The 26,407-nt window shown below is 60.0% G+C and carries 23 protein-coding genes; 5 read left to right on the top strand and 18 right to left on the bottom strand.

The genetic code is table 11. The annotated features are described in order from the left end of the window. Window positions 1-104: 104 nt before the first annotated feature. From AB4P90_RS08960 to mtnA, 12 genes are all read right to left on the bottom strand, one after another. Complete coding sequence (locus AB4P90_RS08960) at window positions 105-1,454, bottom strand: Wzz/FepE/Etk N-terminal domain-containing protein (protein WP_395605817.1); 1,350 nt, start codon at window positions 1,452-1,454, stop codon at window positions 105-107. Window positions 1,455-1,790: 336 nt separating this feature from the next. Then, entirely contained in the window at window positions 1,791-2,021 is a 231-nt protein-coding gene (locus AB4P90_RS08955) for a lipopolysaccharide assembly protein LapA domain-containing protein (protein WP_282398854.1), read from the bottom strand. 24 nt (window positions 2,022-2,045) lie between these two features. Beyond that, window positions 2,046-2,342 carry an integration host factor subunit beta gene (gene ihfB, locus AB4P90_RS08950; RefSeq protein WP_003189779.1) on the bottom strand — a complete coding sequence of 99 codons (297 nt, stop codon included), beginning with the start codon at window positions 2,340-2,342 and terminating at the stop codon, window positions 2,046-2,048. A 130-nt stretch (window positions 2,343-2,472) separates the two neighbouring features. Then, window positions 2,473-2,757: a lipoprotein gene (locus tag AB4P90_RS08945; RefSeq protein WP_032874178.1), complete on the bottom strand. Its 285-nt coding sequence runs from the start codon at window positions 2,755-2,757 to the stop codon at window positions 2,473-2,475. A 160-nt stretch (window positions 2,758-2,917) separates the two neighbouring features. Beyond that, window positions 2,918-4,603 carry a 30S ribosomal protein S1 gene (gene rpsA, locus AB4P90_RS08940; RefSeq protein WP_003189774.1) on the bottom strand — a complete coding sequence of 562 codons (1,686 nt, stop codon included), beginning with the start codon at window positions 4,601-4,603 and terminating at the stop codon, window positions 2,918-2,920. A gap of 120 nt (window positions 4,604-4,723) precedes the next feature. Continuing rightward, the gene (gene cmk, locus AB4P90_RS08935) at window positions 4,724-5,413 is read right to left on the bottom strand and encodes a (d)CMP kinase (protein ID WP_003189772.1); all 690 of its coding nucleotides are present in this window, start codon (window positions 5,411-5,413) and stop codon (window positions 4,724-4,726) included. Further along, window positions 5,410-7,620, bottom strand: a complete 2,211-nt coding sequence (locus AB4P90_RS08930) for a bifunctional prephenate dehydrogenase/3-phosphoshikimate 1-carboxyvinyltransferase (protein WP_395606090.1) — start codon at window positions 7,618-7,620, stop codon at window positions 5,410-5,412. The genes cmk and AB4P90_RS08930 overlap by 4 nt, the downstream gene beginning before the upstream one ends. A 28-nt stretch (window positions 7,621-7,648) precedes the next feature. Continuing rightward, window positions 7,649-8,761 carry a histidinol-phosphate transaminase gene (gene hisC, locus AB4P90_RS08925; RefSeq protein ID WP_073454150.1) on the bottom strand — a complete coding sequence of 371 codons (1,113 nt, stop codon included), beginning with the start codon at window positions 8,759-8,761 and terminating at the stop codon, window positions 7,649-7,651. 9 nt (window positions 8,762-8,770) lie between these two features. Further along, window positions 8,771-9,865, bottom strand: coding sequence for a prephenate dehydratase (gene pheA, locus AB4P90_RS08920; RefSeq protein ID WP_003172650.1), 1,095 nt, complete (start codon window positions 9,863-9,865; stop codon window positions 8,771-8,773). Beyond that, window positions 9,865-10,950, bottom strand: a complete 1,086-nt coding sequence (gene serC, locus AB4P90_RS08915) for a 3-phosphoserine/phosphohydroxythreonine transaminase (RefSeq protein ID WP_282398853.1) — start codon at window positions 10,948-10,950, stop codon at window positions 9,865-9,867. Before serC ends, pheA begins: the two co-directional genes overlap by 1 nt. 242 nt (window positions 10,951-11,192) lie before the next feature. Then, window positions 11,193-13,847: a DNA gyrase subunit A gene (gene gyrA / locus AB4P90_RS08910; protein ID WP_014717617.1), complete on the bottom strand. Its 2,655-nt coding sequence runs from the start codon at window positions 13,845-13,847 to the stop codon at window positions 11,193-11,195. A 424-nt stretch (window positions 13,848-14,271) separates the two neighbouring features. Then, window positions 14,272-15,342 carry an S-methyl-5-thioribose-1-phosphate isomerase gene (gene mtnA, locus AB4P90_RS08905; protein ID WP_395605816.1) on the bottom strand — a complete coding sequence of 357 codons (1,071 nt, stop codon included), beginning with the start codon at window positions 15,340-15,342 and terminating at the stop codon, window positions 14,272-14,274. Window positions 15,343-15,451: 109 nt separating this feature from the next. On the opposite strand from mtnA, the gene AB4P90_RS08900 reads away from it, so the two are divergent. The 4 genes from AB4P90_RS08900 to AB4P90_RS08885 all read left to right on the top strand — a co-directional run bounded on the left by AB4P90_RS08900 (window position 15,452) and on the right by AB4P90_RS08885 (window position 19,121). Beyond that, entirely contained in the window at window positions 15,452-16,783 is a 1,332-nt protein-coding gene (locus tag AB4P90_RS08900; protein ID WP_395605815.1) for a TRZ/ATZ family hydrolase, read from the top strand. Window positions 16,784-16,847: 64 nt separating this feature from the next. Next, the gene (gene ubiG, locus AB4P90_RS08895; protein ID WP_003189760.1) at window positions 16,848-17,546 is read left to right on the top strand and encodes a bifunctional 2-polyprenyl-6-hydroxyphenol methylase/3-demethylubiquinol 3-O-methyltransferase UbiG; all 699 of its coding nucleotides are present in this window, start codon (window positions 16,848-16,850) and stop codon (window positions 17,544-17,546) included. A gap of 4 nt (window positions 17,547-17,550) precedes the next feature. Next, a complete protein-coding gene (gene mupP / locus AB4P90_RS08890) occupies window positions 17,551-18,222 on the top strand; it encodes an N-acetylmuramic acid 6-phosphate phosphatase MupP (RefSeq protein ID WP_003189759.1) in 672 nt (223 codons plus the stop codon). A gap of 158 nt (window positions 18,223-18,380) precedes the next feature. Beyond that, window positions 18,381-19,121, top strand: coding sequence for a YciK family oxidoreductase (locus AB4P90_RS08885; protein WP_014717613.1), 741 nt, complete (start codon window positions 18,381-18,383; stop codon window positions 19,119-19,121). Between the two features lie 134 nt (window positions 19,122-19,255). Here AB4P90_RS08885 and AB4P90_RS08880 read toward each other — a convergent pair whose 3' ends face one another. From AB4P90_RS08880 to AB4P90_RS08855, 6 genes are read right to left on the bottom strand one after another with little or no spacing between them, the layout of a single operon-like run. Further along, window positions 19,256-20,770, bottom strand: coding sequence for an ABC transporter substrate-binding protein (locus AB4P90_RS08880; RefSeq protein WP_014717612.1), 1,515 nt, complete (start codon window positions 20,768-20,770; stop codon window positions 19,256-19,258). Between the two features lie 32 nt (window positions 20,771-20,802). Continuing rightward, window positions 20,803-21,774 (bottom strand): ABC transporter ATP-binding protein, encoded by a 972-nt coding sequence (locus tag AB4P90_RS08875; RefSeq protein WP_019820645.1) that lies wholly within the window; start codon window positions 21,772-21,774, stop codon window positions 20,803-20,805. Then, entirely contained in the window at window positions 21,771-22,727 is a 957-nt protein-coding gene (locus AB4P90_RS08870; protein ID WP_019820646.1) for an ABC transporter ATP-binding protein, read from the bottom strand. The genes AB4P90_RS08875 and AB4P90_RS08870 overlap by 4 nt, the downstream gene beginning before the upstream one ends. Continuing rightward, entirely contained in the window at window positions 22,724-23,581 is an 858-nt protein-coding gene (locus AB4P90_RS08865; protein ID WP_395605814.1) for an ABC transporter permease, read from the bottom strand. Before AB4P90_RS08865 ends, AB4P90_RS08870 begins: the two co-directional genes overlap by 4 nt. Then, window positions 23,578-24,525, bottom strand: a complete 948-nt coding sequence (locus AB4P90_RS08860) for an ABC transporter permease (protein ID WP_003189752.1) — start codon at window positions 24,523-24,525, stop codon at window positions 23,578-23,580. The genes AB4P90_RS08865 and AB4P90_RS08860 overlap by 4 nt, the downstream gene beginning before the upstream one ends. A gap of 3 nt (window positions 24,526-24,528) precedes the next feature. Continuing rightward, window positions 24,529-25,416 (bottom strand): proline iminopeptidase-family hydrolase, encoded by an 888-nt coding sequence (locus AB4P90_RS08855; protein ID WP_019820648.1) that lies wholly within the window; start codon window positions 25,414-25,416, stop codon window positions 24,529-24,531. Between the two features lie 183 nt (window positions 25,417-25,599). Here AB4P90_RS08855 and AB4P90_RS08850 point away from each other — a divergent pair, with 183 nt between their 5' ends. Next, entirely contained in the window at window positions 25,600-26,364 is a 765-nt protein-coding gene (locus AB4P90_RS08850) for a LuxR family transcriptional regulator (protein ID WP_395606089.1), read from the top strand. Window positions 26,365-26,407: the final 43 nt, after the last annotated feature.

Raw genomic sequence — 26,407 nt, 5'->3', positions numbered from 1 at the left:
AAAGATACCGTCGGGAACGAGCATAACGATCACTTGATGAAGCGCCAATAGCCACCCCCAGCGCAGACCGAAGGCACCTAAGCGCGAAACCAACCAAATTATCTTCAGGACCGATCAAACGTATCACCAGCCGTTTTCTTTGAGAGATCAGATGAGCTAGGCAATAATGACAAATTCGCGACAGTAGCATTGCTATTACGGACGGTGTGGCGTATAAGCGCGAAAGCTACGCCCAGCATCAAGCCGGCCATTAACGCCGCCAGAAGTATCAAGGCTTTTTTAGGTTTGACCGGACTCAGAGGCTCTAAAGCCTGCTTATCAATCGTGACCAGTTGCAAACGACTTATGTCGATGTTGAGATTACGCAGGCGCGCCATTTCAGCACGCAATGGCTGGACCCCCTGAAGAAACAAATCTTCATTCTCTCGAAGGCCGAGAATTTCGATTTCACGGTTGGACTGAAGTAGCTGTAGCTCTTTAGCTATCTGCGCGATCCGCTCCGCAGTGAAATCATCGGATTTTCGAAGCTTGAGAGCAGCCCTTTCAGCTGCCAAGGCATCAGTCCCCATAAAATATAGAGGAATTTGCTGATTATTGACCTCTGTTCGCATTACAACCTGAGAATTTACACGATCTACGTCACCGAGAGAGGTTGGCGCCGTTGGCCTGCGAATACCAAGAGATTGAGCTATTCCAATTGCCTCATCCAACTGAGTCATGCGATCAGCTCTCTCAGTTTTCAGCTGGGTACGAAGCGCCTTTAACTCGTCCTGCAATTGCGCACGCTTCAGGTTATCAGACTCATGCAACGAGGCAATTCTCGCCTCTTTTTCCATGTCGTAACTCGCGCGCGCAGCTTTAACTTTCTCGGAAAGCTCATTTAGTCGATTCTTGACGATCACCTCAATATCAGCAGCAATTTGCTGGCGCTCAATAGCAATAGCATAGTCCACAAATCCATTGAGGATGCTAACCCCATCGACGCCCTTGGGATAATTCATCTCCAGCTTGATATAAGCACTTAGAGAGTCGGCCTTTCTCGGATCGGGTAGGACCAAATTAATAGAGTTACGGTTGAACTCCTCAAAGCTCTGCTCCAACGTCCTTCCGGGACGTTCGAACCGACTAAAAAGCTTCTGATTAGCCCTGAAAAAACCAAGCCGAGCTTCGTAAGATTCTAATGAGGCGCCCACTCTATTTAAAGCATCCCCGGGAGGGAGCCTGTAGATTTCGGAACGATTTAGGGCATCCAGCTGATTGATAGCAGCAGGTCGCAATATACTAACTACCTGGTACTCAGGTGTAGTCGAAAATGCATAGATCCCTGCGACGAGAACCACGCCAGCAGTAACAAGCGAAATTAGCTTTTTCTGCCTCCAGATGGCCTGAAAAAGGGTAAAAAGGTCAATTTCGTCGGATGGCGATACCGGTGGGGCGCGAAAACTGCTACTCACAACAAAAACCTGCCTTCAAAGAGAAACTGCGGGCTCGTTATGCAGACAAAATTGCGTATTTTTATTCTAATTGGTTTACCACTAAAACCCAGCGTCTCTGCCAAATTTTGAGCGCACAAAATGCCTGTTATCGAGAACAGATTCCATTCTGCCATCTCTTTGGCATATTACAAGTCTTGACATGTCTGTCGGACGTTTCTGAATTCCCCATGAGAACTGTCGCAACCAGCGGGAATAGGTAGCTAGGCAACGCAAAGCGCTCGACATGACTAGATTTCTGACAAGCGGTCTCAAACACCGCCCATTCCCATCACAATGCCAGCTAAGACTACCCCCCTAAACCACCGCCTTACCCCGACGCCTACGCACAACCACCCCCAACACCGGCCCAATCACCATCCCCACAATCAAAGCCACCACCACAAACACCGCCACCGGCATCTGCGCAGTACTCCACCCCAGGAATGACAGCACCACACCCTGCTGGTTCTCCAGCACAAACGCCAGAACCACCAAAGCCGCAAGCACCGCAATCAACACCGCAACAACGCGCTTAACCCCACGCATACCCTTCTCCTTCCCCAAAGACACTCAGACGCCTTCTTCCTCTTCTTCGTTCACCCGATCGCGCAATTCCTTGCCCGGTTTGAAGTGGGGAACGAATTTGCCGTCGAGGCTGACGGATTGGCCGGTTTTTGGGTTGCGGCCTACGCGTGGTGCGCGGTAGTGCAGGGAGAAGCTGCCGAAGCCGCGGATTTCGATGCGATCTCCGGTGGCGAGGCATTGGGACATTTGCTCAAGCATGGTCTTGATAGCCAGCTCCACATCCTTGGATGAGAGCAGCCCTTGATGGGTGACAATTCGTTCGATCAACTCCGACTTCGTCATATTTTTCCCTTCTTTTTCAAGCAGCTAGGAAAAGCGCTCCGAAGGTTTTAGCATGAGTTGATGAATTTGAACAGCCCATGTGTCAACTTATCTGAGGCTGAATAAACACGTTCAGCAAGCAGCCAACCCCTTACTTACAGATCACCAACATGGTCCGCGTCACCGCGCCAGCAGGGTTCCAGCCGAACAGGTAGTCGCCCTCTTCGTCCTCTGCATCGCTGGAGCGGGTTATGACCTTGTAGCCCTGCATCTTGCACTCACGGGCGGCGCGCTTCTCGCACTTTTCCCACTTGTTGCCCAGGCCAGAGCAGTCGACCTCGATGCCGCTGACGCCGCGCTTCGCGTGTGTCTTGGCACTGGTGGAGGAGCAGCCTGCAAGTACCAGCAAGGCGAGTATTACGATAACTCTGTTCATTCAAACCCTTATTGAGTCAGCAACGCGAAATAGCCGTTTTCAAGGCTATAGTCAGTTCTGACATTGGGCTGAATGCCTTGGTTCGATGCAGTTGCTTCATCAAATTTCAGGCACAAAAAAGGGCGACCGAAGTCGCCCTTTTTCTACAGCTTTACAGAACTTAGTTCTGCTTAGCCATTGCCTGGCGCAGCAGTGCCGCCATGGTGGTATCAGCAGCAGCTTCCGGAGCAGCTTCTTTCAGGCTCTGGATAGCTTCTTTCTCTTCCACTTCGTCTTTCGACTTGATGGAGAGCTGAATCACGCGGCTCTTGCGGTCAACGCTGATGATCTTGGCTTCTACTTCCTGGCCTTCTTTCAGAACGTTGCGCGCGTCTTCAACGCGGTCACGGCTGATTTCGGAGGCTTTCAGAGTCGCTTCGATATCGTCGGCCAGAACGATGATGGCGCCTTTGGCGTCAACTTCTTTCACAGTGCCTTTAACGATGGCGCCTTTATCGTTCTCTTGAACGTACTCGGAGAACGGATCGCTTTCCAGTTGCTTGATGCCCAGGGAGATGCGCTCGCGCTCTGGGTCAACCGACAGGATAACGGTGTCCAGCTCGTCGCCCTTCTTGAAACGACGAACAGCTTCTTCGCCAACTTCGTTCCAGGAGATGTCGGACAGGTGAACCAGGCCGTCGATGCCGCCGTCCAGACCAATGAAGATACCGAAATCGGTGATCGACTTGATGGTGCCGGAGATTTTATCGCCCTTGTTGAACTGGCCAGAGAAATCTTCCCATGGGTTAGATTTGCACTGCTTGATGCCCAGGGAGATACGACGACGCTCTTCGTCGATGTCCAGAACCATAACTTCCACTTCGTCGCCGACTTGTACGACTTTCGAAGGGTGGATGTTCTTGTTGGTCCAGTCCATTTCGGAAACGTGTACCAGGCCTTCCACGCCTTCTTCCAGCTCTGCGAAGCAGCCGTAGTCGGTCAGGTTGGTAACACGCGCGGTTACGCGGGTGCTTTCTGGGTAACGAGCTTTGATAGCAACCCATGGATCTTCGCCCAGCTGCTTCAAGCCCAGGGAAACGCGGTTACGCTCACGATCGTACTTCAGAACCTTGACATCGATCTCGTCGCCAACGTTGACGATTTCGGAAGGATGCTTGATACGCTTCCAAGCCATGTCGGTAATGTGCAGCAGGCCATCGACGCCACCCAGATCGACGAATGCGCCGTAATCGGTGAGGTTCTTGACGATACCTTTGACTTGTTGGCCTTCCTGCAGGGATTCCAGCAGAGCTTCACGCTCGGCGGAGTTCTCTGCTTCCAGCACGCTGCGACGGGAAACGACAACGTTGTTGCGCTTCTGGTCGAGCTTGATGACTTTGAATTCCAGTTCTTTGCCTTCCAGGTGCGTGGTGTCGCGCACTGGACGAACGTCGACCAAAGAACCTGGCAGGAACGCACGGATGCCGTTAACGTCGACAGTGAAGCCGCCTTTAACCTTACCGTTGATAACGCCCTTGACCACTTCTTCAGCTGCGAAGGCTGCTTCGAGAACAATCCAGCATTCAGCGCGCTTGGCTTTTTCACGGGACAGCTTGGTTTCACCGAAACCGTCTTCAACCGAGTCCAGAGCAACGTGAACTTCGTCACCGACATTGATAGTCAGGTCACCAGCATCGTTGTAGAACTGTTCCAGCGGGATCAGAGCTTCAGACTTCAGACCAGCGTGAACGGTTACCCAGCGAGCTTGGTAATCGATATCAACGATAACACCGGTGATGATGGAGCCTGCCTGAAGGTTCAGGGTTTTTAGGCTTTCTTCAAAGAGTTCCGCAAAGCTTTCGCTCATTTTAATTCCTGTTGATAAGGGCGAAGAATACGCCCATCTCCACACCCCAGACGGTGTGGGTCAGTTTCAGTTAAAAGAAGCCACCGCAGGACTATGACTGGTCCCCTGCGGCCTTCTTGATCACCCGGCGATATCGCGAATGGCGATTTCACTCATGATGCGTTCCAGCACCTGCTCGATGGATAGCTCCGTGGAATCCAGCTGTATGGCGTCAGCCGCCGGCTTGAGCGGGGCTACCGCACGCTGGGTATCACGCTCATCGCGTGCACGGATCTCATCTAGCAGACTCGACAGACTAACACCATCGACTTTGCCCTTCAACTGCAAGTATCGGCGGCGTGCCCGTTCCTCGGCGCTGGCGGTCAGGAAAATCTTCAGCGGCGCCTCGGGAAACACCACCGTGCCCATGTCGCGGCCATCGGCCACCAGGCCCGGCGCCTCCTGGAATGCGCGCTGGCGCTGCAGCAGCGCCTCGCGCACGGCAGGCAGCGCGGCCACTTGGGAGGCGCCCGCGCCGATACTTTCGGTGCGAATCACATCGCTGACTTCATCACCTTCCAGAATGATGCGCTGCAACTGACCCTCGGTCGCCGCAATGAACTGCACATCCAGATGGGCGGCAAGTTTCGTCAGCAGCTCTTCGTTGGTCAGGTCCACACCATGGTTGTGCGCAGCGAACGCCAGCAGGCGATACAGCGCGCCAGAATCCAGCAGGCACCAACCCAGGCGCTTGGCCAGAATGCCAGCGATTGTGCCTTTGCCCGAGCCGCTAGGCCCGTCGATGGTAATCACCGGTGCTTTGATATTCACAATTGAGCCTCTTGGGCAACACGGATGCCGACTTGGGCACACAGTGTCAGAAAGTTCGGAAAAGACGTAGCAACATTGGCGCAGTCAAGGATACGAATAGGCGCCGTCGCCCGCAGGGAAGCCACACTGAACGCCATGGCAATCCGATGGTCGCCATGGGCATGCACTTCACCGCCGCCCATCGGGCCACCGTCAATGATAAGCCCATCAGGCGTGGGTTCACACTTCACGCCCAGAGCCAACAGACCGTCGGCCATCACCTGGATGCGATCGGACTCCTTGAGGCGCAGCTCTTCGGCCCCGCGTAAAACAGTACGCCCCTGAGCGCAGGCTGCGGCAATAAACAGCACGGGAAACTCATCAATCGCCAACGGCACCAGGGCCTCTGGAATCTCGATACCCTTGAGCGCGGCAGCACGCACACGTAAATCCGCAACCGGCTCGCCGCCCACCTCACGCTGATTTTCGAGGGTGATATCAGCCCCCATCAGCCGCAGGATGTCAATCACACCGGTGCGGGTCGGGTTGATACCGACATGCTCCAGCAACAGCTCGGAGCCTTCGGCAATCGAGGCCGCCACCAGGAAAAACGCCGAAGACGAAATATCCCCCGGCACTTCAATACGCGTAGCGGTCAACCCATGCCCCGACGCCAGCGACGCCGTCGCGCCCTGCACCGCCACCGGGTAGCCAAAGCCGCGCAGCATGCGCTCTGTGTGGTCGCGGGTCGGTGCGGGCTCGGTCACCGAGGTTTTACCCTCAGCGTATAACCCCGCCAACAACAAGCAGGATTTCACCTGGGCACTGGCCATGGGCAGTACATAGTTCAAGCCTTTGAGCGATTGTCCGCCACGAATGCTCAGTGGCGGACGCCCGTCCGGCCCGGTCTCGATGATCGCGCCCATTTCACGCAGCGGCTTGGCCACGCGGTTCATCGGGCGCTTGGACAGCGAGGCATCGCCGGTCAACACGCTGTCGAAGCGCTGCGCCGCCAATACACCGGCCAACAGGCGCATCGACGTGCCGGAATTGCCCACGTAGATCGGCCCCGGCGCTGCCTTCAGGCCCTGCAGGCCGACACCGTGAATGGTCACGCGCCCATGGTGCGGGCCCTCGATCACCACGCCCATGTCGCGAAAGGCCTGCAAGGTCGCCAGGGCGTCCTCACCCTCAAGGAAGCCTTCCACCTCGGTCACACCCTCGGCCAACGAGCCCAGCATGATCGAGCGATGGGAGATCGACTTGTCACCCGGCACGCGGATGCGCCCGCTCAAGCGGCCACCCGGGCTGGCGATGAAGGTCAGATCATCGGTGTTCACTGCGGTTTCCATATAGGCCCGGCGTGCGAGAATCTTGCTGAAATGTTCACGCGCCACCCGTGCCCGTGTGAACACGCCCAGCAGTTGATGGCCGTCTCCCGCATCCACCGCGTCGCGCAAGGCGTCGAGATCACTGCGGAAGGTGTCCAGGGTGCGCAACACCGCTTCGCGATTGGCGAGGAAGATGTCGTGCCACATCACCGGATCGCTGCCGGCAATCCGCGTAAAATCGCGGAAGCCGCCGGCGGCGTAACGGAAAATCTCGAGGTTCTCGTTGCGCTTGGCCAAAGAATCCACCAAGCCAAATGCCAGCAGATGCGGCAAGTGGCTGGTGGCTGCCAACACTTCGTCGTGACGCTCGACCTGCATATGCTCCACATCCGCGCCCAGTTCGCGCCAGAGACGATCCACCACCGCCAACGCCGTGGGATCGGTTTGCGCAAGCGGCGTCAGGATGACCTTATGCCGACGAAACAACTGCGCATTGGAGGCCTCCACCCCGCTCTGCTCGGAACCCGCGATGGGATGGCCCGGCACAAAACGCGGCGGCATGCCACCAAACGCCAATCGTGCCGCGCGCACCACGTTGCCTTTGGCGCTGCCCACATCGGTAAGGATCGCTTGCCCGAGGTCCATACCCGCCAGTACCGCCAGCAACTTCTCCATGGCCAGGATCGGCACGGCAAGCTGGATCACATCCGCGCCCTGGCACGCAACGGTCAGGTCCGCCTCACAGCGGTCCACCACCCCCAACTCCACCGCCAACGTGCGCGATTGCGGGTCGAGGTCCACCCCCACCACTTCGCCACATAGCCCGCTTTCACGCAGGCCTTTGGCGAAGGAACCACCGATCAACCCCAGACCGACCACCACCAGGCGACCGATCATAGGCACAGCAGGTTGCAATGCAGTGACATCAACCACGGGCCAGAACCTTGGCCAGCGCCTCAAGGAAGCGGCTGTTCTCAGCCGGCAAACCGATGGTGATACGCAGGTGGTTCGGCATCCCGTAGTTGGCTACCGGGCGTACGATCACACCCTCGCGCAGCAAACCCTGGAACACCGGCGCCGCTACTTGGCCGAGGTCGACGCAGATGAAGTTGCCCTTGGACGGAATCCAGCCCAGGCCCAGCTCACGAAAGCCTTCCTGCAATTGCAGCATGCCGCTTTCGTTGAGGCGACGGCCTTCTTCCAGGTATTCGGCATCCTTCACCGCCGCACAGGCGGCCGCCAGGGCCAGGCTGTTGACGTTGAACGGTTGGCGCACGCGGTTCAGCACATCGGCCACCACAGGCGTGGACAAGCCATAACCGACCCGCAACGACGCCAGGCCATAAGCCTTGGAGAACGTACGCGACACCAGCAGGTTCGGGTAGGCCGCAAGGAAATCCAGGCCGTCGGGCAGGTCGCTGCCTTCGGCGTACTCGATGTAGGCTTCGTCCAGCACGACCAGCACATGCTCGGGCACGTCCTGCAGGAATTCGTTCAGTGCCTGCTCGTCAAACCAGGTGCCGGTCGGGTTGTTCGGGTTGGCGATAAACACCACGCGAGTCTGGGCATCGATGGCCGCCAGCATCGCCGGCAGGTCATGGCCCCAGTCCTTGGCAGGAATCACGCGAGCATCTGCCCCCACCGCCTGGGTCACAATCGGGTAGACCGCAAACGCATGTTCGCTGAACACCGCATTCAAACCTGGTGCCAGGTAGGCACGGCCGACCAGTTCAAGGATGTCGTTGGAGCCGTTGCCCAAGGTCACTTGATTCAACTCGACCCGGCACTTGTCCGCCAGTAGCGACTTGAGGGCAAAACCGTTGCCATCGGGATAACGGGTCAGCTCGGCCAGCTCTTCACGAATCGCCGCCAACACTTTGGGGCTCGGGCCCAGCGGGTTTTCGTTACTCGCCAGTTTGACGATCTTGGACGGGTCCAGATTCAACTCACGGGCCAACTCGTCCACAGGCTTGCCTGGAACGTAAGCCGAGAGTTGTTGCACGCCCGGCTGCGCCAGGGCGAGGAAGTTGCCACTCATGTCAAAGCCTCACAAAACCGCTTTCGGGTAAGAGCCCAGCACCTTGAGTGCCACGGCTTCCTGACTGATCTTCTCCAGCACGCCCTTGACCAGCGGGTCGCGGTGATGGCCGATGAAGTCGATAAAGAACACATAGGTCCACTTACCGCTGCGCGAAGGACGAGTCTCGATGCGCGTCAGGTCAATCCCGTTATCGTGGAACGGCACCAGCAGCTCATGCAGCGCGCCGGGTTTGTTGCTCATGGAAACGATAATTGAAGTCTTGTCGTCGCCGGTGGGCGGCACTTCCTGGCTGCCGATCATCAAAAAGCGCGTGGAGTTATCCGGGCGGTCTTCGATCTTCTCAGCCAGGCGCGTCAGGCCGTAGAGGCCCGCGGCCATATCGCCGGCAATCGCCGCCGAGTTCCACTCACCCTTGACCCGCTTGGCCGCTTCGGCGTTGCTGGACACCGCCACGCGCTCGACATTCGGGTAATGGGCGTCCAGCCACTTGCGGCACTGGGCCAGGGACTGGGCGTGGGAATAGATACGGCTGATGCTGTCGGTCTTGGTGTTTTCACCCACCAGCAGGTGGTGGTGGATACGCAACTCCACCTCACCGCAGATCACCATGTCGTGTTCGAGGAAGCTGTCCAGCGTGTGGTTGACCGCACCTTCGGTGGAGTTTTCCACCGGCACCACGCCAAAATTCACCGCACCGGCGGCGACTTCACGGAAAACTTCGTCGATGGCCGCCATCGGCTTGCTGATCACCGCATGGCCGAAGTGCTTCATGGCCGCTGCCTGGGTGAAGGTGCCCTCAGGGCCGAGGTAAGCCACTTTCAGTGGCTGCTCCAGCGCCAGGCACGAGGACATGATTTCACGGAACAACCGCGCCATCTCTTCGTTGCCCAACGGCCCCTTGTTGCGCTCCATCACACGCTTGAGCACCTGGGCTTCACGCTCGGGGCGATAGAACACCGGCACTTCGCCTTCCGCCAGCGACGCCATTTTCACCCGTGCCACTTCCTGGGCGCAGCGCGCACGCTCACTGATCAGCTCCAGGACCTTCTCGTCCAGGCTGTCAATGCGTACGCGCAGGGCCTTGAGTTCTTGCTCAGACATTAGCCGTGTTCCTTCTCGAACTCTGCCATGTAGGCAACCAGCGCATTGATGGCGTGGATGTCGACGGCGTTATAAATGGAGGCGCGCATGCCACCCACCGAGCGGTGGCCCTTGAGGTTCAGCAGGCCGCGTTCGTCGGCGCCGGCCAGGAACGGCTTGTCCAGGCGGTCGTCCGCCAGGCGGAACGGCACGTTCATCCACGAGCGGTCGGTGAGGTTGATCGGGTTGCTGTACAGGCCGCTGGCGTCGATGAAGTCGTACAGGGTGCGCTTCTTCTCTTCGTTGAGCTTGCCGATGGCCGCCACGCCGCCCTGCTCTTTGAGCCACTCGAAGACCAGGCCGGAGAGGTACCAGGCAAACGCCGGCGGGGTGTTGTACATCGAGCCGTTATCGGCCGCGACCTTGTAGTTGAGCATGGTCGGGCACAGCGAGCGGGCGCGGCCCAGCAGGTCTTCGCGGATGATATTGACCAGGATGCCGCTTGGGCCGATGTTCTTTTGCGCGCCGGCGTAGATCATGCCGTACTTGGACACATCGATCGGACGCGAGAGGATGTCCGAGGACATGTCGCACACCAGCGGAACGTCACCGACTTGCGGCACCCAATCAAATTCCAGGCCACCGATGGTTTCGTTCGCGACGTAGTGAACGTAGGCCGCGTCTTTGGACAGCTTCCACTCGTTCTGACCGGGAATGGCGAAGTAGTCGTAGGGCTTGGCGGTGCCTGCCACGTTGACATGGCCGTAGCGCGAGGCTTCTTCGATAGCCTTCTGACCCCAGATACCGGTGTCGATATAGTCGGCAGTCCCGCCTTCTGGCAGCAGGTTCAGCGGTAACTGGGCGAACTGCTGGCTCGCACCACCTTGCAGGAACAGCACTTTGTAATGGGATGGGATGTCCAGCAAGTCGCGCAGGTCCTGCTCGGCCTTGTTGGCGATGGACACGAACTCATCGCTGCGATGGCTCATTTCCATCACGGAGAGGCCTTTTCCATGCCAGTCGAGGAGTTCACCCTGCGCACGCTGCAGGACTGCTTCAGGAAGCGCCGCGGGACCGGCACAGAAGTTATAGGCTCTCTTGCTCACATCCAATCTCACTCTGATCTGGTGGGGCTGCAATCATGTCAGCAACGCCCTCATTCTGGAGCGGACATCTGTGGGAGCTGGCTTTCCTGCGATAGCAGCGCCGCGGTATCACTGAATGACCGAGGCGCCTGCATCGCAGGCAAGCCAGCTCCCACATGGACCGCGTCCAGGCAAAGGGCGCTGTGTTTCATAGGGGACAAACAACAAGGGGGCGAATCTTCATCCGCCCCCTGTGTGTCCGCTTATTCCTGCGGTTCTTCTTCGTCTGCGGCAGCGTCGAGGGTTGGCTCGTCAACGTTGTCATCGCCAGCTGCGATCACCTCGCCTTCGAATTCCTCACCTTCGAGCTCTTCACCTTCGACTTCCGAAGGCTCCTGCACACGCTCCAGGCCGACCAGTTTTTCGTCCTTGGCCAGCTTGATCAGGGTCACGCCCTGGGTGTTACGGCCCAGGCTCGACACTTCCGCCACACGGGTACGCACCAGGGTGCCCTGGTCGGAAATCAGCATGATCTCCTCGCCGTCGAGCACCTGCACCGCGCCGACGAGACGGCCGTTGCGGTCGTTGCTGACCATGGCGATCACGCCCTGGCCGCCACGCTTGTACTCCGGGAACTCACTGATGGCGGTGCGCTTGCCATAACCACGCTCGGAAGCGGTGAGGATCTGGCTGCCTTCTTCCGGGATCAGCATCGAAATCAGCTTCTGCCCTTCCGGCAGGCGCATGCCGCGTACACCGCGGGCGGTACGGCCCATGGCTCGTACGTCGGATTCCTTGAAGCGTGTGACCTTGCCGCCATCGGAGAACAGCATGACTTCGCGCTCGCCATCGGTGATGGCTGCGGAAATCAGCACGTCGCCTTCGTCCAGTTCCAAGGCGATCAGGCCCACGCTGCGTTGACGGCTGAAGGATTCCAGCGGGGTCTTCTTCACGGTGCCTTTGGCGGTGGCCATGAAGATGAAGTGACCTTCGGTGTATTCCTCGACCGGCAGCATGGTGGTGATGTATTCGTCACTGTCCAGCGGCAGCAGGTTGACCAACGGACGACCACGGGCAGCGCGGGAGGCCTCCGGGATTTCGTAGGTCTTGAGCCAGTACACCTTGCCTTTGCTGGAGAACAGCAGCAGCGTGGTGTGGCTGTTGGCGACCAGCAGGTGAGCGATGTAGTCCTCATCCTTCACGCCGGTAGCCGATTTACCTTTACCGCCACGACGCTGGGCCTGGTAGGCCGCCAACGGTTGGGTCTTGGCATAGCCACCGTGGGAGATGGTCACCACGCGCTCTTCTTCCGGGATCATGTCACCCAGGGTCAGGTCCAGGCGCGCATCGAGGATTTCGGTGCGGCGCACGTCGCCGTATTCGGCGCGGATCACTTCCAGTTCTTCGCGGATCACTTCCATCAGGCGCACAGCGCTGCTGAGGATGCGGATCAACTCGCCGATCTGGTTGAGGATCTCCTGGTACTCGGCCAGCAGCTTCTCGTGCTCAAGGCCAGTCAGGCGGTGCAGGCGCAGTTCCAGGATGGCCTGGGCCTGTTCTGGCGACAGGAAGTACTTGCCTTCACGCAGACCGTATTGCGGGTCCAGGGTCTCGGGGCGGCACGAGTCGGCGCCAGCGCGCTCAACCATCGCGACCACGGCACTGGATTCCCAAGGTGTGCTGATCAGCGCTTCCTTGGCTTCCGACGGGGTTGGCGAGGCCTTGATGAGGGCGATCACCGGGTCGATGTTCGACAACGCAACCGCCTGGCCTTCCAGGATATGGCCGCGCTCGCGGGCCTTGCGCAGTTCGAACACGGTACGGCGGGTGACCACTTCGCGACGGTGACGCACGAAGGCTTCCAGCAGGTCCTTGAGGTTCAGGATGCGCGGGCGGCCGTCGATCAGGGCAACCACGTTGATACCAAACACGCTTTGCAGCTGGGTCTGGGCGTAGAGGTTGTTGAGGATCACCTCCGGCACTTCGCCGCGGCGCAGCTCGATGACCACGCGCATGCCGTCTTTGTCGGACTCGTCGCGCAGCTCGGTGATGCCTTCCAGCTTCTTCTCTTTAACCAGCTCGGCGATCTTCTCGATCAGGCGTGCCTTGTTCAACTGGTAAGGGAGTTCGGTGATGACGATCTGCTGGCGGCCACCGACCTTGTCGATGTCTTCGATGATCGAGCGGGCGCGCATGTAAATGCGCCCACGGCCGGTGCGGTAGGCTTCGATGATGCCGGCGCGACCGTTGATGATCGCGGCGGTCGGGAAGTCCGGGCCGGGAATGTATTGCATCAGCTCATCGACAGTCAGCTCAGGGTTGTCGATAAGGGCCAGGCAACCGTCGATGACTTCACCGAGGTTGTGCGGCGGGATGTTGGTGGCCATGCCCACGGCGATACCGCTGGAACCGTTGACCAGCAGGTTGGGAATCCTGGTGGGCATGACAGCCGGGATCATTTCGGTGCCGTCGTAGTTCGGCACCCAGTCCACGGTTTCTTTATGCAGGTCGGCCAGTAGCTCGTGCGCCAGCTTGGTCATGCGCACTTCGGTGTATCGCATGGCCGCGGCGTTGTCGCCGTCCACCGAACCGAAGTTACCCTGGCCGTCTACCAGCAGGTAGCGCAGGGAAAACGGCTGCGCCATCCGAACGATGGTGTCGTACACCGCAGTGTCGCCGTGAGGGTGATACTTACCGATCACGTCACCGACAACACGGGCAGATTTCTTGTACGGCTTGTTCCAGTCGTTACCCAGCTCGCTCATCGCGAACAGCACACGCCGGTGCACGGGCTTCAAGCCATCGCGCGCATCAGGCAGTGCCCGACCGACAATTACGCTCATCGCGTAGTCGAGGTAGGACTGTTTCAGCTCGTCTTCGATATTGACCGGGAGGATTTCTTTGGCCAGTTCGCCCATGAGAAGCCTGATTCCTTTTTCGGGTGAAACCTCGTCACATCCATTCGGGACGAACGAAGCTCGCCGCTGCCGGCACGGTGCCTGACAACGACTTACGACAAATCAACGAGTTATGACACGGATCTGCACGTTATAGGCCACCCCTCGGGGCAGCCCTGGAAACCGCCGGATGTTATCACAATCGCCGCCACGCACCTATCCCCCTGATGCGCATGGAGGCTAGTAATTTGACGGATGACAGGCTTGAAGGGGACGAGAGGGGCTCAGAGGCGCGATGGTGCTTTTTTGCGAGGGTGGAATGCAGACGTTTTATTGACTTCAAGGGCCAATCGCAGGCAAGCCAGCTCCCACCTTTGATGTGTGAACACGGTTGAAGGTGGGAGCTGGCTTGCCTGCGATAGAGCCCCCACAGCCACCGACACCCTCAATGCAGGCGCTTACGACACATCAACTTGGCCAGTTTGGCAGTGTCTGGCCGCTCGACAATGCCTTTTTCGGTGACGATCACGTCGATCAGGTCCGCAGGGGTCACATCAAACACAGGGTTAAACGCCGCGATATCCAACCGCTGCCCATCCACCTCAAGCAACTCACCCATATCGCGCTGCTCCAGCGCAACATCCTCCCCCGTAGCCATCATCAAATCCAGGGTCGAACTCGACGCCACCACCATAAAGCGCACGCCATGGTGCATGGCACACACGGCCAACTGATAAGTGCCGATCTTGCTGATCACATCGCCATTGGCCGCGATACAGTCAGCACCGACCACCACCCACGTCACGCCTTTGGTCTTGAGGATATGCGCCCCGGCGGAGTCGGCATTCACCGCCACGGGGATGCCCTGGCCCGCCAATTCCCAGGCCGTCAGGCGCGAGCCTTGCAGCCATGGGCGGGTTTCATTGACATAGACCTGCTCGACCAAGCCCTCCAGATACGCTGCATGAATGACCCCGAGGGCTGTGCCAACGCCGCCGGAAGCCAACGCGCCGGCGTTGCCATGGGTGAGGATCGCCTGGGCATTGCCCTGGTGCTTGCGAATCCGCTCCATACCCAACTGGGCCATGACCACATTGGCCTCCCGGTCGCTTTCATGGATCGCCACGGCTTCGGCTTCCAGCACCACCAGCGGGTCAGCGTGCTGCTTGAGGCGGTCGAGGCGGTCGCGCATGCGCTGCAAGGCCCAGAACAGGTTCGATGCGGTCGGTCGGGTATGGGCCAGCAAGGCGTAGTCTTCTTCCCATGCAGCCTGCCAGTCACCACCCTCGGCGATACGCTCGCGGGCGGCCAGGACCAAGCCATAGGCGGCGCAGATGCCGATAGCCGGCGCGCCCCGCACCACCATGGTGCGAATGGCGTCGGCCACCGACTCAACGGTACTGCAGGCCACCCAGTGCGTCCGGGACGGCAAAACGCGCTGATCGAGCAGGTGCAGCGCGCCATCACGCCATTCGATGGCCTTCACTTTGTCTGCAGCCAACAGTCGGTCGCGCATCCCTTACCCCGCACTCATGAACAAAAGCCGCCGATTATAGCGATCCGCCAGCCAGGACGCTCGGGTATACTTCGCCCTTCTTTTATAGCTGCCTGGGAAGAAGCCTGCGATGACCTCCACTGCCGCCCCGCTCGACTTGTTGCTGCTGCCGACCTGGCTGGTACCCGTCGAGCCCGCTGGCGTGGTGCTCAAGGAGCACGGCCTGGGTATCCGCGATGGCTGCATTGCCTTTATCGGGCCACGGGACGCGGCGTTGAAGCTGGCGGCGCAAGAGGTGCGTGAACTGCCCGGCATGCTGCTCAGCCCCGGCCTGGTCAATGCCCACGGTCATGCCGCCATGACCCTGTTCCGCGGCTTGGCCGACGATTTGCCACTGATGACCTGGCTGGAAAAGCACATCTGGCCCGCCGAAGCCAAGTGGGTCGATGAAGCGTTCGTGCGCGACGGCACCAACCTGGCCATTGCCGAGCAGATCAAGGGCGGCATCAGCTGCTTCTCGGACATGTATTTCTACCCCAAGGTCGCCAGTGACTGCGTGCACAACAGCGGTATGCGTGCGCAGATCGCGCTGCCGATCCTCGACTTCCCGATCCCCGGCGCCAGCAGTGCCGACGAGGCGATCCGCCAGGGTATCGAGTTGTTCGGCGACCTCAAGCACCACCCGCGCATCAAAATCACCTTCGGCCCCCACGCCCCGTACACCGTGTGCGATGCCAACCTGGAAAAAATCCGGGTGATCGCCGAAGAGCTGGACGCCGCGATCCATATGCACGTTCACGAAACCGCCTTTGAAGTGCAGCAAGCCATCGAGCAGACCGGCGAGCGGCCATTGGCGCGCCTGGCTCGCCTTGGCTTGCTGGGCCCGCGCTTTCAGGCCGTGCACATGACCCAAATCAGCGAAGACGACCTGGCTTTACTGGCAGAAAGCAACACCAGCGTCATTCACTGCCCGGAATCGAACCTGAAACTGGCCAGCGGCTTTTGCCCGGTGGAGCGCTTGTGGCAGGCTGGCGTCAACGTGGCCATCGGCACCGACGGCGCCGCCAGCAACAATGACCTGGATCTGCTTGGCGAAACCCGCACGGCGGCGATGCTGGCCAAGGCCGTGGCCGGTTCGGCCACTGCGCTGGATGCCCACCGCGCCTTGCGCATGGCCACACTCAACGGCGCCAGGGCGATGGGCCTGGACAGCCAGATTGGCTCCCTGGAAGTCGGCAAGGCGGCAGACATCGTCGCTTTTGATCTTTCCGGGCTGGCGCAACAACCGATCTACGATCCGGTCTCACAGCTTATATATGCCACCGGGCGCGATTGCGTGAAACACCTTTGGGTTGCCGGCAAGCCATTGCTCGACGACCGGCAATTGACCCGCATGGATGAACAACAGTTGACCGCCACGGCCATTGCCTGGGGCCAACGCATCAGCGGGCACAGCGAATAACGACGCGGCTGAAGCCTTGGGTTCAGCCGCGACACACCGACTTATCAGATTCAGAGGATTCACCATGAGCAACGTCGACCACGCCGAAATCGCCAAGTTTGAAGCCCTTGCCCATCGCTGGTGGGACCGCGAGAGCGAATTCAAGCCCTTGCACGACATCAATCCACTACGGGTCAATTGGATTGACGAGCGCGTCAACCTGGCCGGCAAGAAAGTGCTGGACGTCGGTTGCGGCGGCGGCATCCTCAGCGAAGCCATGGCCCAGCGCGGCGCCACCGTCATGGGCATCGACATGGGCGAAGCGCCGCTGGCCGTAGCCCAGTTGCACCAGCTCGAATCCGGCGTGAGCGTGGAATACCGCCAGATCACTGCCGAAGCCCTGGCCGAGGAAATGCCCGAGCAGTTCGACGTGGTCACCTGCCTGGAAATGCTCGAACACGTGCCAGACCCGTCCTCGGTGATCCGTGCGTGCTTCCGTATGGTCAAGCCCGGCGGCCAGGTGTTCTTCTCCACCATCAACCGCAACCCCAAGGCCTACCTGTTCGCGATCATCGGCGCTGAATACATCATGAAGCTGCTGCCGCGCGGCACCCATGATTTCAAGAAATTCATCCGCCCTTCCGAGCTGGGTGCGTGGAGCCGCCAAGCCGGGCTGACCGTCAAGGACATCATCGGCCTGACCTACAACCCGCTGACCAAGCACTACAAGCTGGCCAACGATGTTGACGTCAACTACATGATCCAGACCCTGCGCGAGGAGTAAGCCTGTGAAGTTGCGAGCGGTTCTCTTCGACATGGACGGTACCCTGCTGGACACCGCGCCGGACTTTATCGCCATCTGCCAGGCCATGCGCGCCGACCGTGGCCTGGCGCCGATCAACCCGCAGCACATCCGCGATGAAATTTCCGGTGGTGCGCGGGCGATGGTCGCGGTGACCTTCTCGATGGACCCGGAGTCGCCGGGTTTTGAGGAACTGCGCCAGGAATTCCTGGAGCGTTACCTCAAGGATTGCGCAGTCCACAGCAAGCTGTTCGACGGCATGGCCGAGCTGCTGGAAGACATCGAGAAAGCCAAGTTGATCTGGGGTGTGGTCACCAACAAGCCGGTGCGCTTTGCCGAACCGATCATGCAACGGCTGGGCCTGGCCGAGCGTTCGGCCGTGCTGATCTGCCCGGACCACGTGAAAAACAGCAAGCCGGACCCGGAGCCGATGATTCTGGCGTGCAAGATGCTCGACCTGGACCCGGCCAGCGTGCTGTTCGTGGGCGATGACCTGCGCGACATCGAATCCGGCCGCGATGCTGGTACGCGCACGGCGGCGGTCACCTATGGCTATATCCACCCGGACGACAACCCCCGCCACTGGGGCGCGGATGTGGTGGTGGATCACCCGCTGGAATTGCGCAAGGTGCTGGATAACGCGCTGTGCAGTTGCTGATGGTTCGAAGCAATGTGGGAGCTGGCTTGCCTGCGATAGCGGTCTGCCAGCCAGCACATTTGGCGACCGGTCGTCCGCCATCGCAGGCAAGCCAGCTCCCACAGGATATGGACTCCACTTCGAGAGCTGTATCACCTTGAAATTTGTCGAGGCTATTTATGTTTGATTACTCTGCCCCTCCAGAACTGCTCAAAGGCCGGATCATCCTGGTAACCGGCGCCGGTCGCGGGATTGGCGCGGCAGCGGCGAAGACCTATGCCGCCCATGGCGCCACCGTGCTGTTGCTGGGCAAGACCGAAGCCAACCTGGCCCAGGTGTATGACGAGATCGAAGCCGCCGGCCACCCACAGCCGGTGGTGATCCCGTTCAACCTGGAGACCGCCCTGCCCCATCAATACGATGAGCTGGCAGCGATGATCGAAAAGGCATTCGGCCACCTCGACGGTTTGTTGCACAACGCCTCGATCATCGGCCCGCGCACGCCCATCGAGCAGTTGTCCGGCGAGAACTTCATGCGGGTGATGCACGTCAACGTCAACGCGATGTTCATGCTGACCAGCACTTTACTGCCGTTGCTCAAGCTGTCCCAGGATGCGTCGGTGGTATTCACCTCCAGCAGCGTCGGGCGCAAGGGCCGTGCTTATTGGGGTGCCTATGGCGTGTCCAAGTTCGCCACCGAGGGGCTGATGCAAACCCTGGCCGATGAACTGGAAGATGTGGCCGCAGTGCGCGCCAACAGCATCAACCCGGGCGGCACCCGCACCAGCATGCGCGCCCAGGCGTACCCAGGGGAAAACCCGATGGAAAGGCCGGCGCCGGAAGAGATCATGCCGGTGTACCTGTACCTGATGGGGCCGGACAGTGCGGGCATCAATGGCCAGGCCTTCGATGCGCAGTAAGCCCTGACACACCGCAAAACAAAGGTGGGAGCTGGCTTGCCTGCGATAGCATCACCGCGGTGTCACTGAAGCACCGAGGTGTCTGTATCGCAGGCAAGCCAGCTCCCACATTGCTTTGTGGTGTACTCAAATACTCAGTTTTTGACCACTTCCTCAAGGGTGAAGCGCCCCAACGGGTTCTGCAGGAAGTTGCTTACGTTCTTGCGTGAGATATTGATGTACGGGCTGTAGTACAGGTCAATCCAGTTCACATCCTGTTTGGCCAGTTTCTGCAACTCCACATACATTTGCTCACGCTTGGCCGGGTCTGCCTCGATCCGCGCAGCCGCCACCAAGGCCTTGACCTGGTCGTTCTTGTAGCGGGTCATATAGTTCTGGTTGGTGTCGTGGCCCAGCACGAAGGTGGTTTTCTGGTCGGGGTCGAGGATGTCGTTGGTCCAGTACATCACCGAAATATCGTACTCACCATCCACCAGCATCTGCCAGCTTTGGGTGGGGTCGACTTTTTGCAGGTTGGCGGTCACACCGACCTTGGCCAGCTGGTCTTTGATGATCACCGCGATCTGCTCGTCGGCCTCATTGCCGGCATTGACCACGTAGTTGAGCTTCAAATCCTGGGCACCTGCAGCGGCCAGCAGCTTCTTGGCTTCGGCCGGGTCGTACGGGCGTTGCAGGTTGTTGGCGTAGTGGTACAGCGAGCCCTTTGGAATGTAGGAATAAGCCACGGTGCCTTGACCGTAAGTGACGGCTTTGACCAGCGATTGCTTGTCGATGGCCATGTCCAGGGCCTGGCGCACTTGCGGCTTGGCCAACAAGCCGTGCTCGTGGTTGATCAACAGGTGATCTTCACGGGTGGACGGGTCGGCGTGGATCACCACGTTCTGGTCTTTTTTCAGTTCTTCGACCCGGGAGAACGGCACGAAGATCGCCGTGTCGAGTTCGTTGTTCTGCACCATGCGCATGCGCGTGTTGTCATCGGTCACCGACACCCATTCCACGCCGTCCAGGCTCACGCTGCCGGCCTGCCAGAAATTCGGGTTTTTCTTCAGGATCACGCGGTCGCCCTTGCGCCACTCGTCCACGGTAAACGCGCCGGACGTCACCGGGTTTTCCGAGTAGGCGTCTTCGCCCATCTTGGTCATGGCTTTTTCCGACAGGATCGACACCGTTGGCGACGCCAGTTGCGAGAGAAAGGCCACCGCCGGGGTTTTCAAGGTGACCACCAGGGTCTTGGCATCGCTGGCCGTGGCGGTGTTGATCAGGCTGAACGGGTCGCTCCACAAGGAGGCCTTGTTGTCGCGGATGCGCAGCAGGCTGAATGCGGCGTCGGCGGCAGTGATCGGCGAGCCGTCAGAGAACTTCGCCTCGCGCAGCTTGAAGGTGTAGGTCAGGCCATCCTTGGAAATGTCCCAGCTTTCGGCCAGGCCCGGTTCCATCTTGGTGCCCAGGTTATCCACGCGCACCAGGGTGTCGTAGACGTTGGCAAATACCCAGGTGTCGCGGTTTTGCGCGCTTTTGATCGGGTCGAAGGTGGTGCTGTCTTCACGGCAGCCGATGGTGAGCACACCGGCGGCCTGTGCCAGGCCGGCGGTCAGCGACCAGGCCGTGAGGGTAGCGGCGGCGAGCAATTTCAAGTGGCGCGAGTGCATATCACAACTCCTTGTTAATGAATGGCAGAAAGTCAAAGCAAAGGGTCTTCAAGCACGCAACTGTACCGATGCTCGTGCAGGAAATGGGTGGGAGGCAATACCGAGGAACACTTGGCTTGCGCATACCGGCAACGCGGGTGAAAGGCACAACCAGTCGGCAGATTCAGCGGGCTCGGCGGTTCGCCGGGCAATGGCTGCGCAGGCAATGGCCGGTGCGGATCGATCTCCGGGATGGCCTGGATCAGCGCTGCCGTATACGGGTGACGCGGCGCGGTGAACACCGCTTCCACCGGGCCTTCCTCGACGATCTTGCCCAAGTACATCACCGCCACGCGGTCGCACAGGCGTCGCACGATGGCCAGGTCATGGGCGATAAACAGGATCGCCAGGTTCATGCGTTGTTGCAGTTCCAGCAGCAGGTTGATGATCTGGCCCTGGATCGACACATCCAGCGCGGCCACACATTCATCGGCAATGATCAGGCGCGGCTCCACCGCCAGCGCCCGGGCGATACCCACGCGCTGGCACTGGCCGCCACTGAGAGAGCCGGGCTTGCGTGAAGCCAGCTCAGGACGCAAGCCGACCAGTTCGAGCAACTCATTCACACGCTCAGGAATCTGCTGCGCCGCCACCTTACCCTGTACACGCAGTACCTCGGCAAGGGTTTCGCCAATGCTGTGCCGTGGATTGAGCGCGGCGTAGGGGTCCTGGAAAATCATCGCGGTTTCATGCCGCAGCCGGGCAATGTCGATGGCGCTGCCATGGGCCATGTCGATACCGTCGAACAACACCTGCCCGGCGCTGATCGGGTTGAGGTGCAGAATTGCCCGGCCCAGGGTGCTCTTGCCACTGCCGGACTCGCCCACCAAACCCAGGGTTTCACCGGCGGCGAGGTTCAGCGACACCCCGTTCACCGCCCTCACCCACTGGCGGTTGAGGCCCAGCAGGCCACTGCCGGACGCGGCAAAGCGCACTTCCAGATCCTTGACCTGTAACAAGCTCATGGGCGCGCTCCCAACGGGTAGTGACAGGCCACGCGTGCGCCCTGGGGCAGCAACTCGGTGCACAAGGCGCCTGCCTGCGGGCAGCGCGGGTGGAAGCGGCAGCCGTCGGGCAATGCATCGAGCAACGGCGGCTGGCCAGCAATGGTGCGCAACAACGCATGCCCGCTGCTGTGGGCCGGCTGGCAGTCGATCAGGCCTGCGGTATACGGATGTTGCGGTTGGGCCAGCAGTTCGTATTTGCTGCCGTGCTCGCACAGGCGCCCGGCGTACATCACGGCGATGGCATCGCAGGTTTGCGCCACCACGCCCAGGTCATGGGTGATCATGATGATCGACAGGCCACGCTGGTCGCGCAGGTCGAGCAACAGCCGCAGGATTTGCGCCTGCACCGTCACATCCAGGGCCGTGGTCGGTTCGTCGGCGATCAACACCTTCGGGTTGCAGCCCAGGGCCACGGCAATCATTGCGCGCTGGCGCATGCCACCGGAAAACTCATGGGGGTAGTTGTCGACCCGGGCCTGCGGATCGGGAATCCCGACCTGACGCAATACCTCGATCGCCTGCAAGCGCGCGTCTTTTTTCGACGCACCTTGATGCAGGCGGATGCCCTCGGCGATCTGCTCACCGATACGCATCAGCGGGTCCAGGTGGCTGCTGGGGTTCTGGAAGACCATGCCCAACTGCCCGCCGCGCACGGCGCGCATACCGGCATCATCCAGTGCCAATAAGTCCTGGCCGGCCAACTGCACCGCGCCGCCCTGCACCCGCAGGTTGGGCGATGGCAACAGACGCATCAGGCCGCGACAGGCCATGGTCTTGCCCGAACCGCTCTCGCCCACCAGGCCGAGGATTTCACCCTCGGCCAGGTCGAAAGACACCCGGTCCACCAAGGTGACCTCACGCCCGGCGTTGTTGGCGATCACACTGAGGTCGCGCACCTTCAGCAGGCTCATGAGCGCTCCCCCAATACCTGTGCAACACCATCGGCCAACAGGCTGAAGCCCATGGCCAAGGTCACGATGGCCAGGCCCGGAAAGGTGCAGATCCACCAGGCGGTGGTGATAAAGGCTTGCCCCTCGGCTACCATCGTCCCCCATTCGGCGGTCGGTGGTTGCACCCCCAGGCCCAGGTAGCTGACGGCGGCGCCGTTGAGCAGCACCAGCACCGCGTCGGACATGGAAAACACGATGGAGCCAAACAGCGCATTGGGCAACAAATGCCGGAACAGAATGCGTCCATGGCCAAAGCCCAGGCTCTTGGCGGCCAGGGCGAACTCGCTTTCCTTGAGCACCAGGATCTGCGAGCGAATCAGGCGCGCATACGACACCCAGCCCACGAGCGTCATGGCGATGTAAAAACTCTGTAAGCCCGGCCCGAGGATGGCCATGATCGCCAGCATCAGCACCAGGAACGGGAACGCCAGCACCACGTCGATCACACGCATGCAGACACTGTCGAAACGCCCGCCGATATAACCCGAGACCGCACCGATAAAGGTGCCAATGATGAAAGGGAAGATCACCCCGACAACCGCCAACTGCAGGTCGATGCGCGCCCCCCAGATCACCCTCGACAGGATGTCCCTGCCGTAATTGTCCGTACCCAACGGATGGGCAAGGCTGGGGGCCAGCAAACTCATGCCGGTGTCCTGCGCGATGGGGTCATAGGGCGCGACCCACGGCGCAAACAGCGCCAGGGCCAACCACGCGAACAGGATCAACAACCCCCATGCGGCGGTCAGTCGGCCATTGCGAAAACCAAAGCGCAGGCGCAAGCGCCATGGGGCCATCAGGGGGCGACTGCTCATTGCATCTTCACCCGTGGGTCGAGGGCCACTGTCACCAGGTCAGCCATGAAGTTGACCACCACAGTGGCACAGGCCAGCACCATCGCCACGCCCTGCACCACCATGTAGTCACGGGTGAAAATGCCGCGCACTAGCAACTGGCCGATGCCTGGAATCGCGAACAGGCTTTCGATGACCACCGTGCCGCTGATCAGCCAACCGATGTTGACCGCCAGCAGGTTGACCGCCGGCACCAGAGCGTTGGGCAGCACATGCCGGCGAAACACCGCGCCTTCCGACAGCCCGCGTGCGCGTGCGGCGGTGACGTGATCCGCCTGCAATTCCATCAACATGCTCGCCCGCAGGTTACGCACCAGCACCGCCGACAGCGCCAGGGCGATGGTCAGGCACGGCAAGAGCATGTGGTGCGCCTTGTCCAGCCAGGTGCGCCCGTAACCGGACACCGGGAACAAGCCCCATTTCACGCTGAGCAGCAGGATCAGCATCAACCCCAGCCAGAACGCCGGCATGCCCAGGCCGACCGTGGTGAACACGCGGATCAGCTTGTCTGCCCAACGGCCTTGCTGGCGCGCCGCAATCGTTGCCAGTGGCACCGCTATCAACAACGCGAGCACCACGCTGCCCAGCACCAGCACCAGGGTCGGCTCGATCCGGGTGACGATCAGTTTCAGGGCGTCGACCTTGTACAGCAGCGATTGGCCGAGGTCGCCCTTGAGCAGGTTTTTCAGGAAGTAAAAGTATTGCAACCACAAAGGCTGGTCGAGGCCGAACTGGGCGCGGATCTTCAGCAGCGCATCCGGCGTGCTGCGCGAACCCAGCAAGGCGCGCGCCGGGTCGCCAGGAATCGAGCGCACCAACACGAAGGTGATCAGGCTGATGCCCAGCAGCACCGGCAGCAATTGCAGGGGCCGGGACAACACAAAACGGTAGCGCGCCAGGTTCATGCGTCAGTCTCGGTGGCGAGCGAGGAAGTCCAGCAGCACCGGGAAGTACGCCTGCGGCTCCTCGTAAAACGGCATATGACTGCTGTTGGGGAACACATGCAACTCGGCGTGGGGGGCCGCGAGTTTCATGCGCATTGCGCAAGCGGGGGTAAGTTCGTCATGTTGGCCGGTGGTGATCAGGATCGGCATCGTGAACTCGGCCATTTCCTTGAGGCGGTTCCAGTCCTTGAGGTTGCCGATATAGAGGAACTCGTTGGGGCCTTGCATGGTTTCGTAAGGCCCCATGTTCCAGTCGCCCAGGGAGCGCTTGACCGGCTCCGGCCATTCGTCGAGCCGACACACGTGGCGGTAGTTGAGCAAGGTGATGGCGGCCTGGTACTGCGGGTGGTCGAGGGTGCCCATGGCTTCGTGGCGTTGCATCATGGCCACGGTTTCGCTGCCCAGGGCGCCGCGCAGGCGCTCCAGCTCCTGGGACAGGTGGGGAATGTCGCCGACGGTGTTTTCCAGGATCAGGCTTTTGAGCGCACCGGGATAATGCACGGCATATTCGATCCCCAGCCAACCGCCCCAGGAGTGCCCGAGCAAATGCACGCGGCCCAGGCCCAGCGCCTGGCGCACGGTCTCGACTTCTTCGACATAACGGCGGATTTCCCACAGTGCGGCATCGGTCGGTCTGGCTGATGCGCCTGTGCCAAGCTGGTCGAATGCAACCACTCGCAGGTTATGCGCTTTGAGCCAGCCATGGGCGTCACGCAGATAGTCACACGGCAGGCCCGGCCCGCCGTTGAGACACAGCAGCACCTCATCGCCTTCGCCAAAGCTGTAGACCACGAGGTTATGGCCGTCGACTTGCACGTTGTATTGCTGGTCGGGGGCAATTTCACGCCACATGCATACATTCCTTGTGTTGTATCGGCCTGGCGGGTAGCGGCCGTTTATCAGGTCAACACTACCGAGGATGCCGTGCGTCCATAACCTAGTATTTCTTATAGGTTTGGCCTGGCAGTCCTTCGCCGGGGCGTGGCATTCTACTTGCAGCAAGTGGAGATTCAAATGAATTCGGGAGCAGAACGGATGCTGGCCAAGCTGACCGCCTTCAATAATCGCCTCATACCGGGCAGGAGCCTGGATGAACAGATGGACAATACGTTTATCCTGGCCCAACAACTGGGCTTCGATGCGCTGGTGTATGACTACAGCCCGGTGCCCATCGATCTCAACGGCGCACTGATCACGCCTTCGCTGTTGCAACTGCGCAACACACCGGCCGACTGGCACGCCTTATGGTGCAGCGAAGGGTTTTACCAGATCGACCCGGTGCAACACCTGGCATTGAGTTCGGTATCACCGTTTGTCTGGTCCTATGAGGCCAAGACTGAGACCGCCCTGCAAAAGATCATCGACCCGTGCCACGCTCCCGTTTCCTCCTACCTGCATGAACGCCAGCTGACCTGCGGCGTCAGTGTGCCGATTCATCTGCCCAAGGGCGGTTTTGCCTCGCTCACCGGCTTACGCACCGGCAAGGCGCGCACGGTATTGAAGGACGCCCAACATACGCTGGCCGATTTCAGTCTGATTACCCATGCCCTCCAGGAAGCGGCGTACCCGCTGTTCAGCAAGGAGGTGCGGGCTTATCCGCACATCCGCCTGACCAAGCGCGAGCGCGAATGCCTGAAATGGGCGGCAGAAGGCCTGACCGCCGCTGAAATCGCCATGCAATTGAGCCGCTCCCTGGCAGTGGTCACCCTGCACCTGGCCTCGGCCATGCACAAACTGGGGGCCAAAAACCGTGTTCAAGCGGTGGTTCGAGCCACCCATTACCGCTTGCTGGAAGATTGAGCTTTCGGCAAAAACCTATCTGTTTTGCTAGTTACCTAAACTT

It is taken from the genome of Pseudomonas sp. B16120 (genome assembly GCF_044218845.1).
Lineage (GTDB): Bacteria > Pseudomonadota > Gammaproteobacteria > Pseudomonadales > Pseudomonadaceae > Aquipseudomonas > Aquipseudomonas paracarnis.
This window is presented reverse-complemented; position numbering and strand designations above follow the sequence as displayed.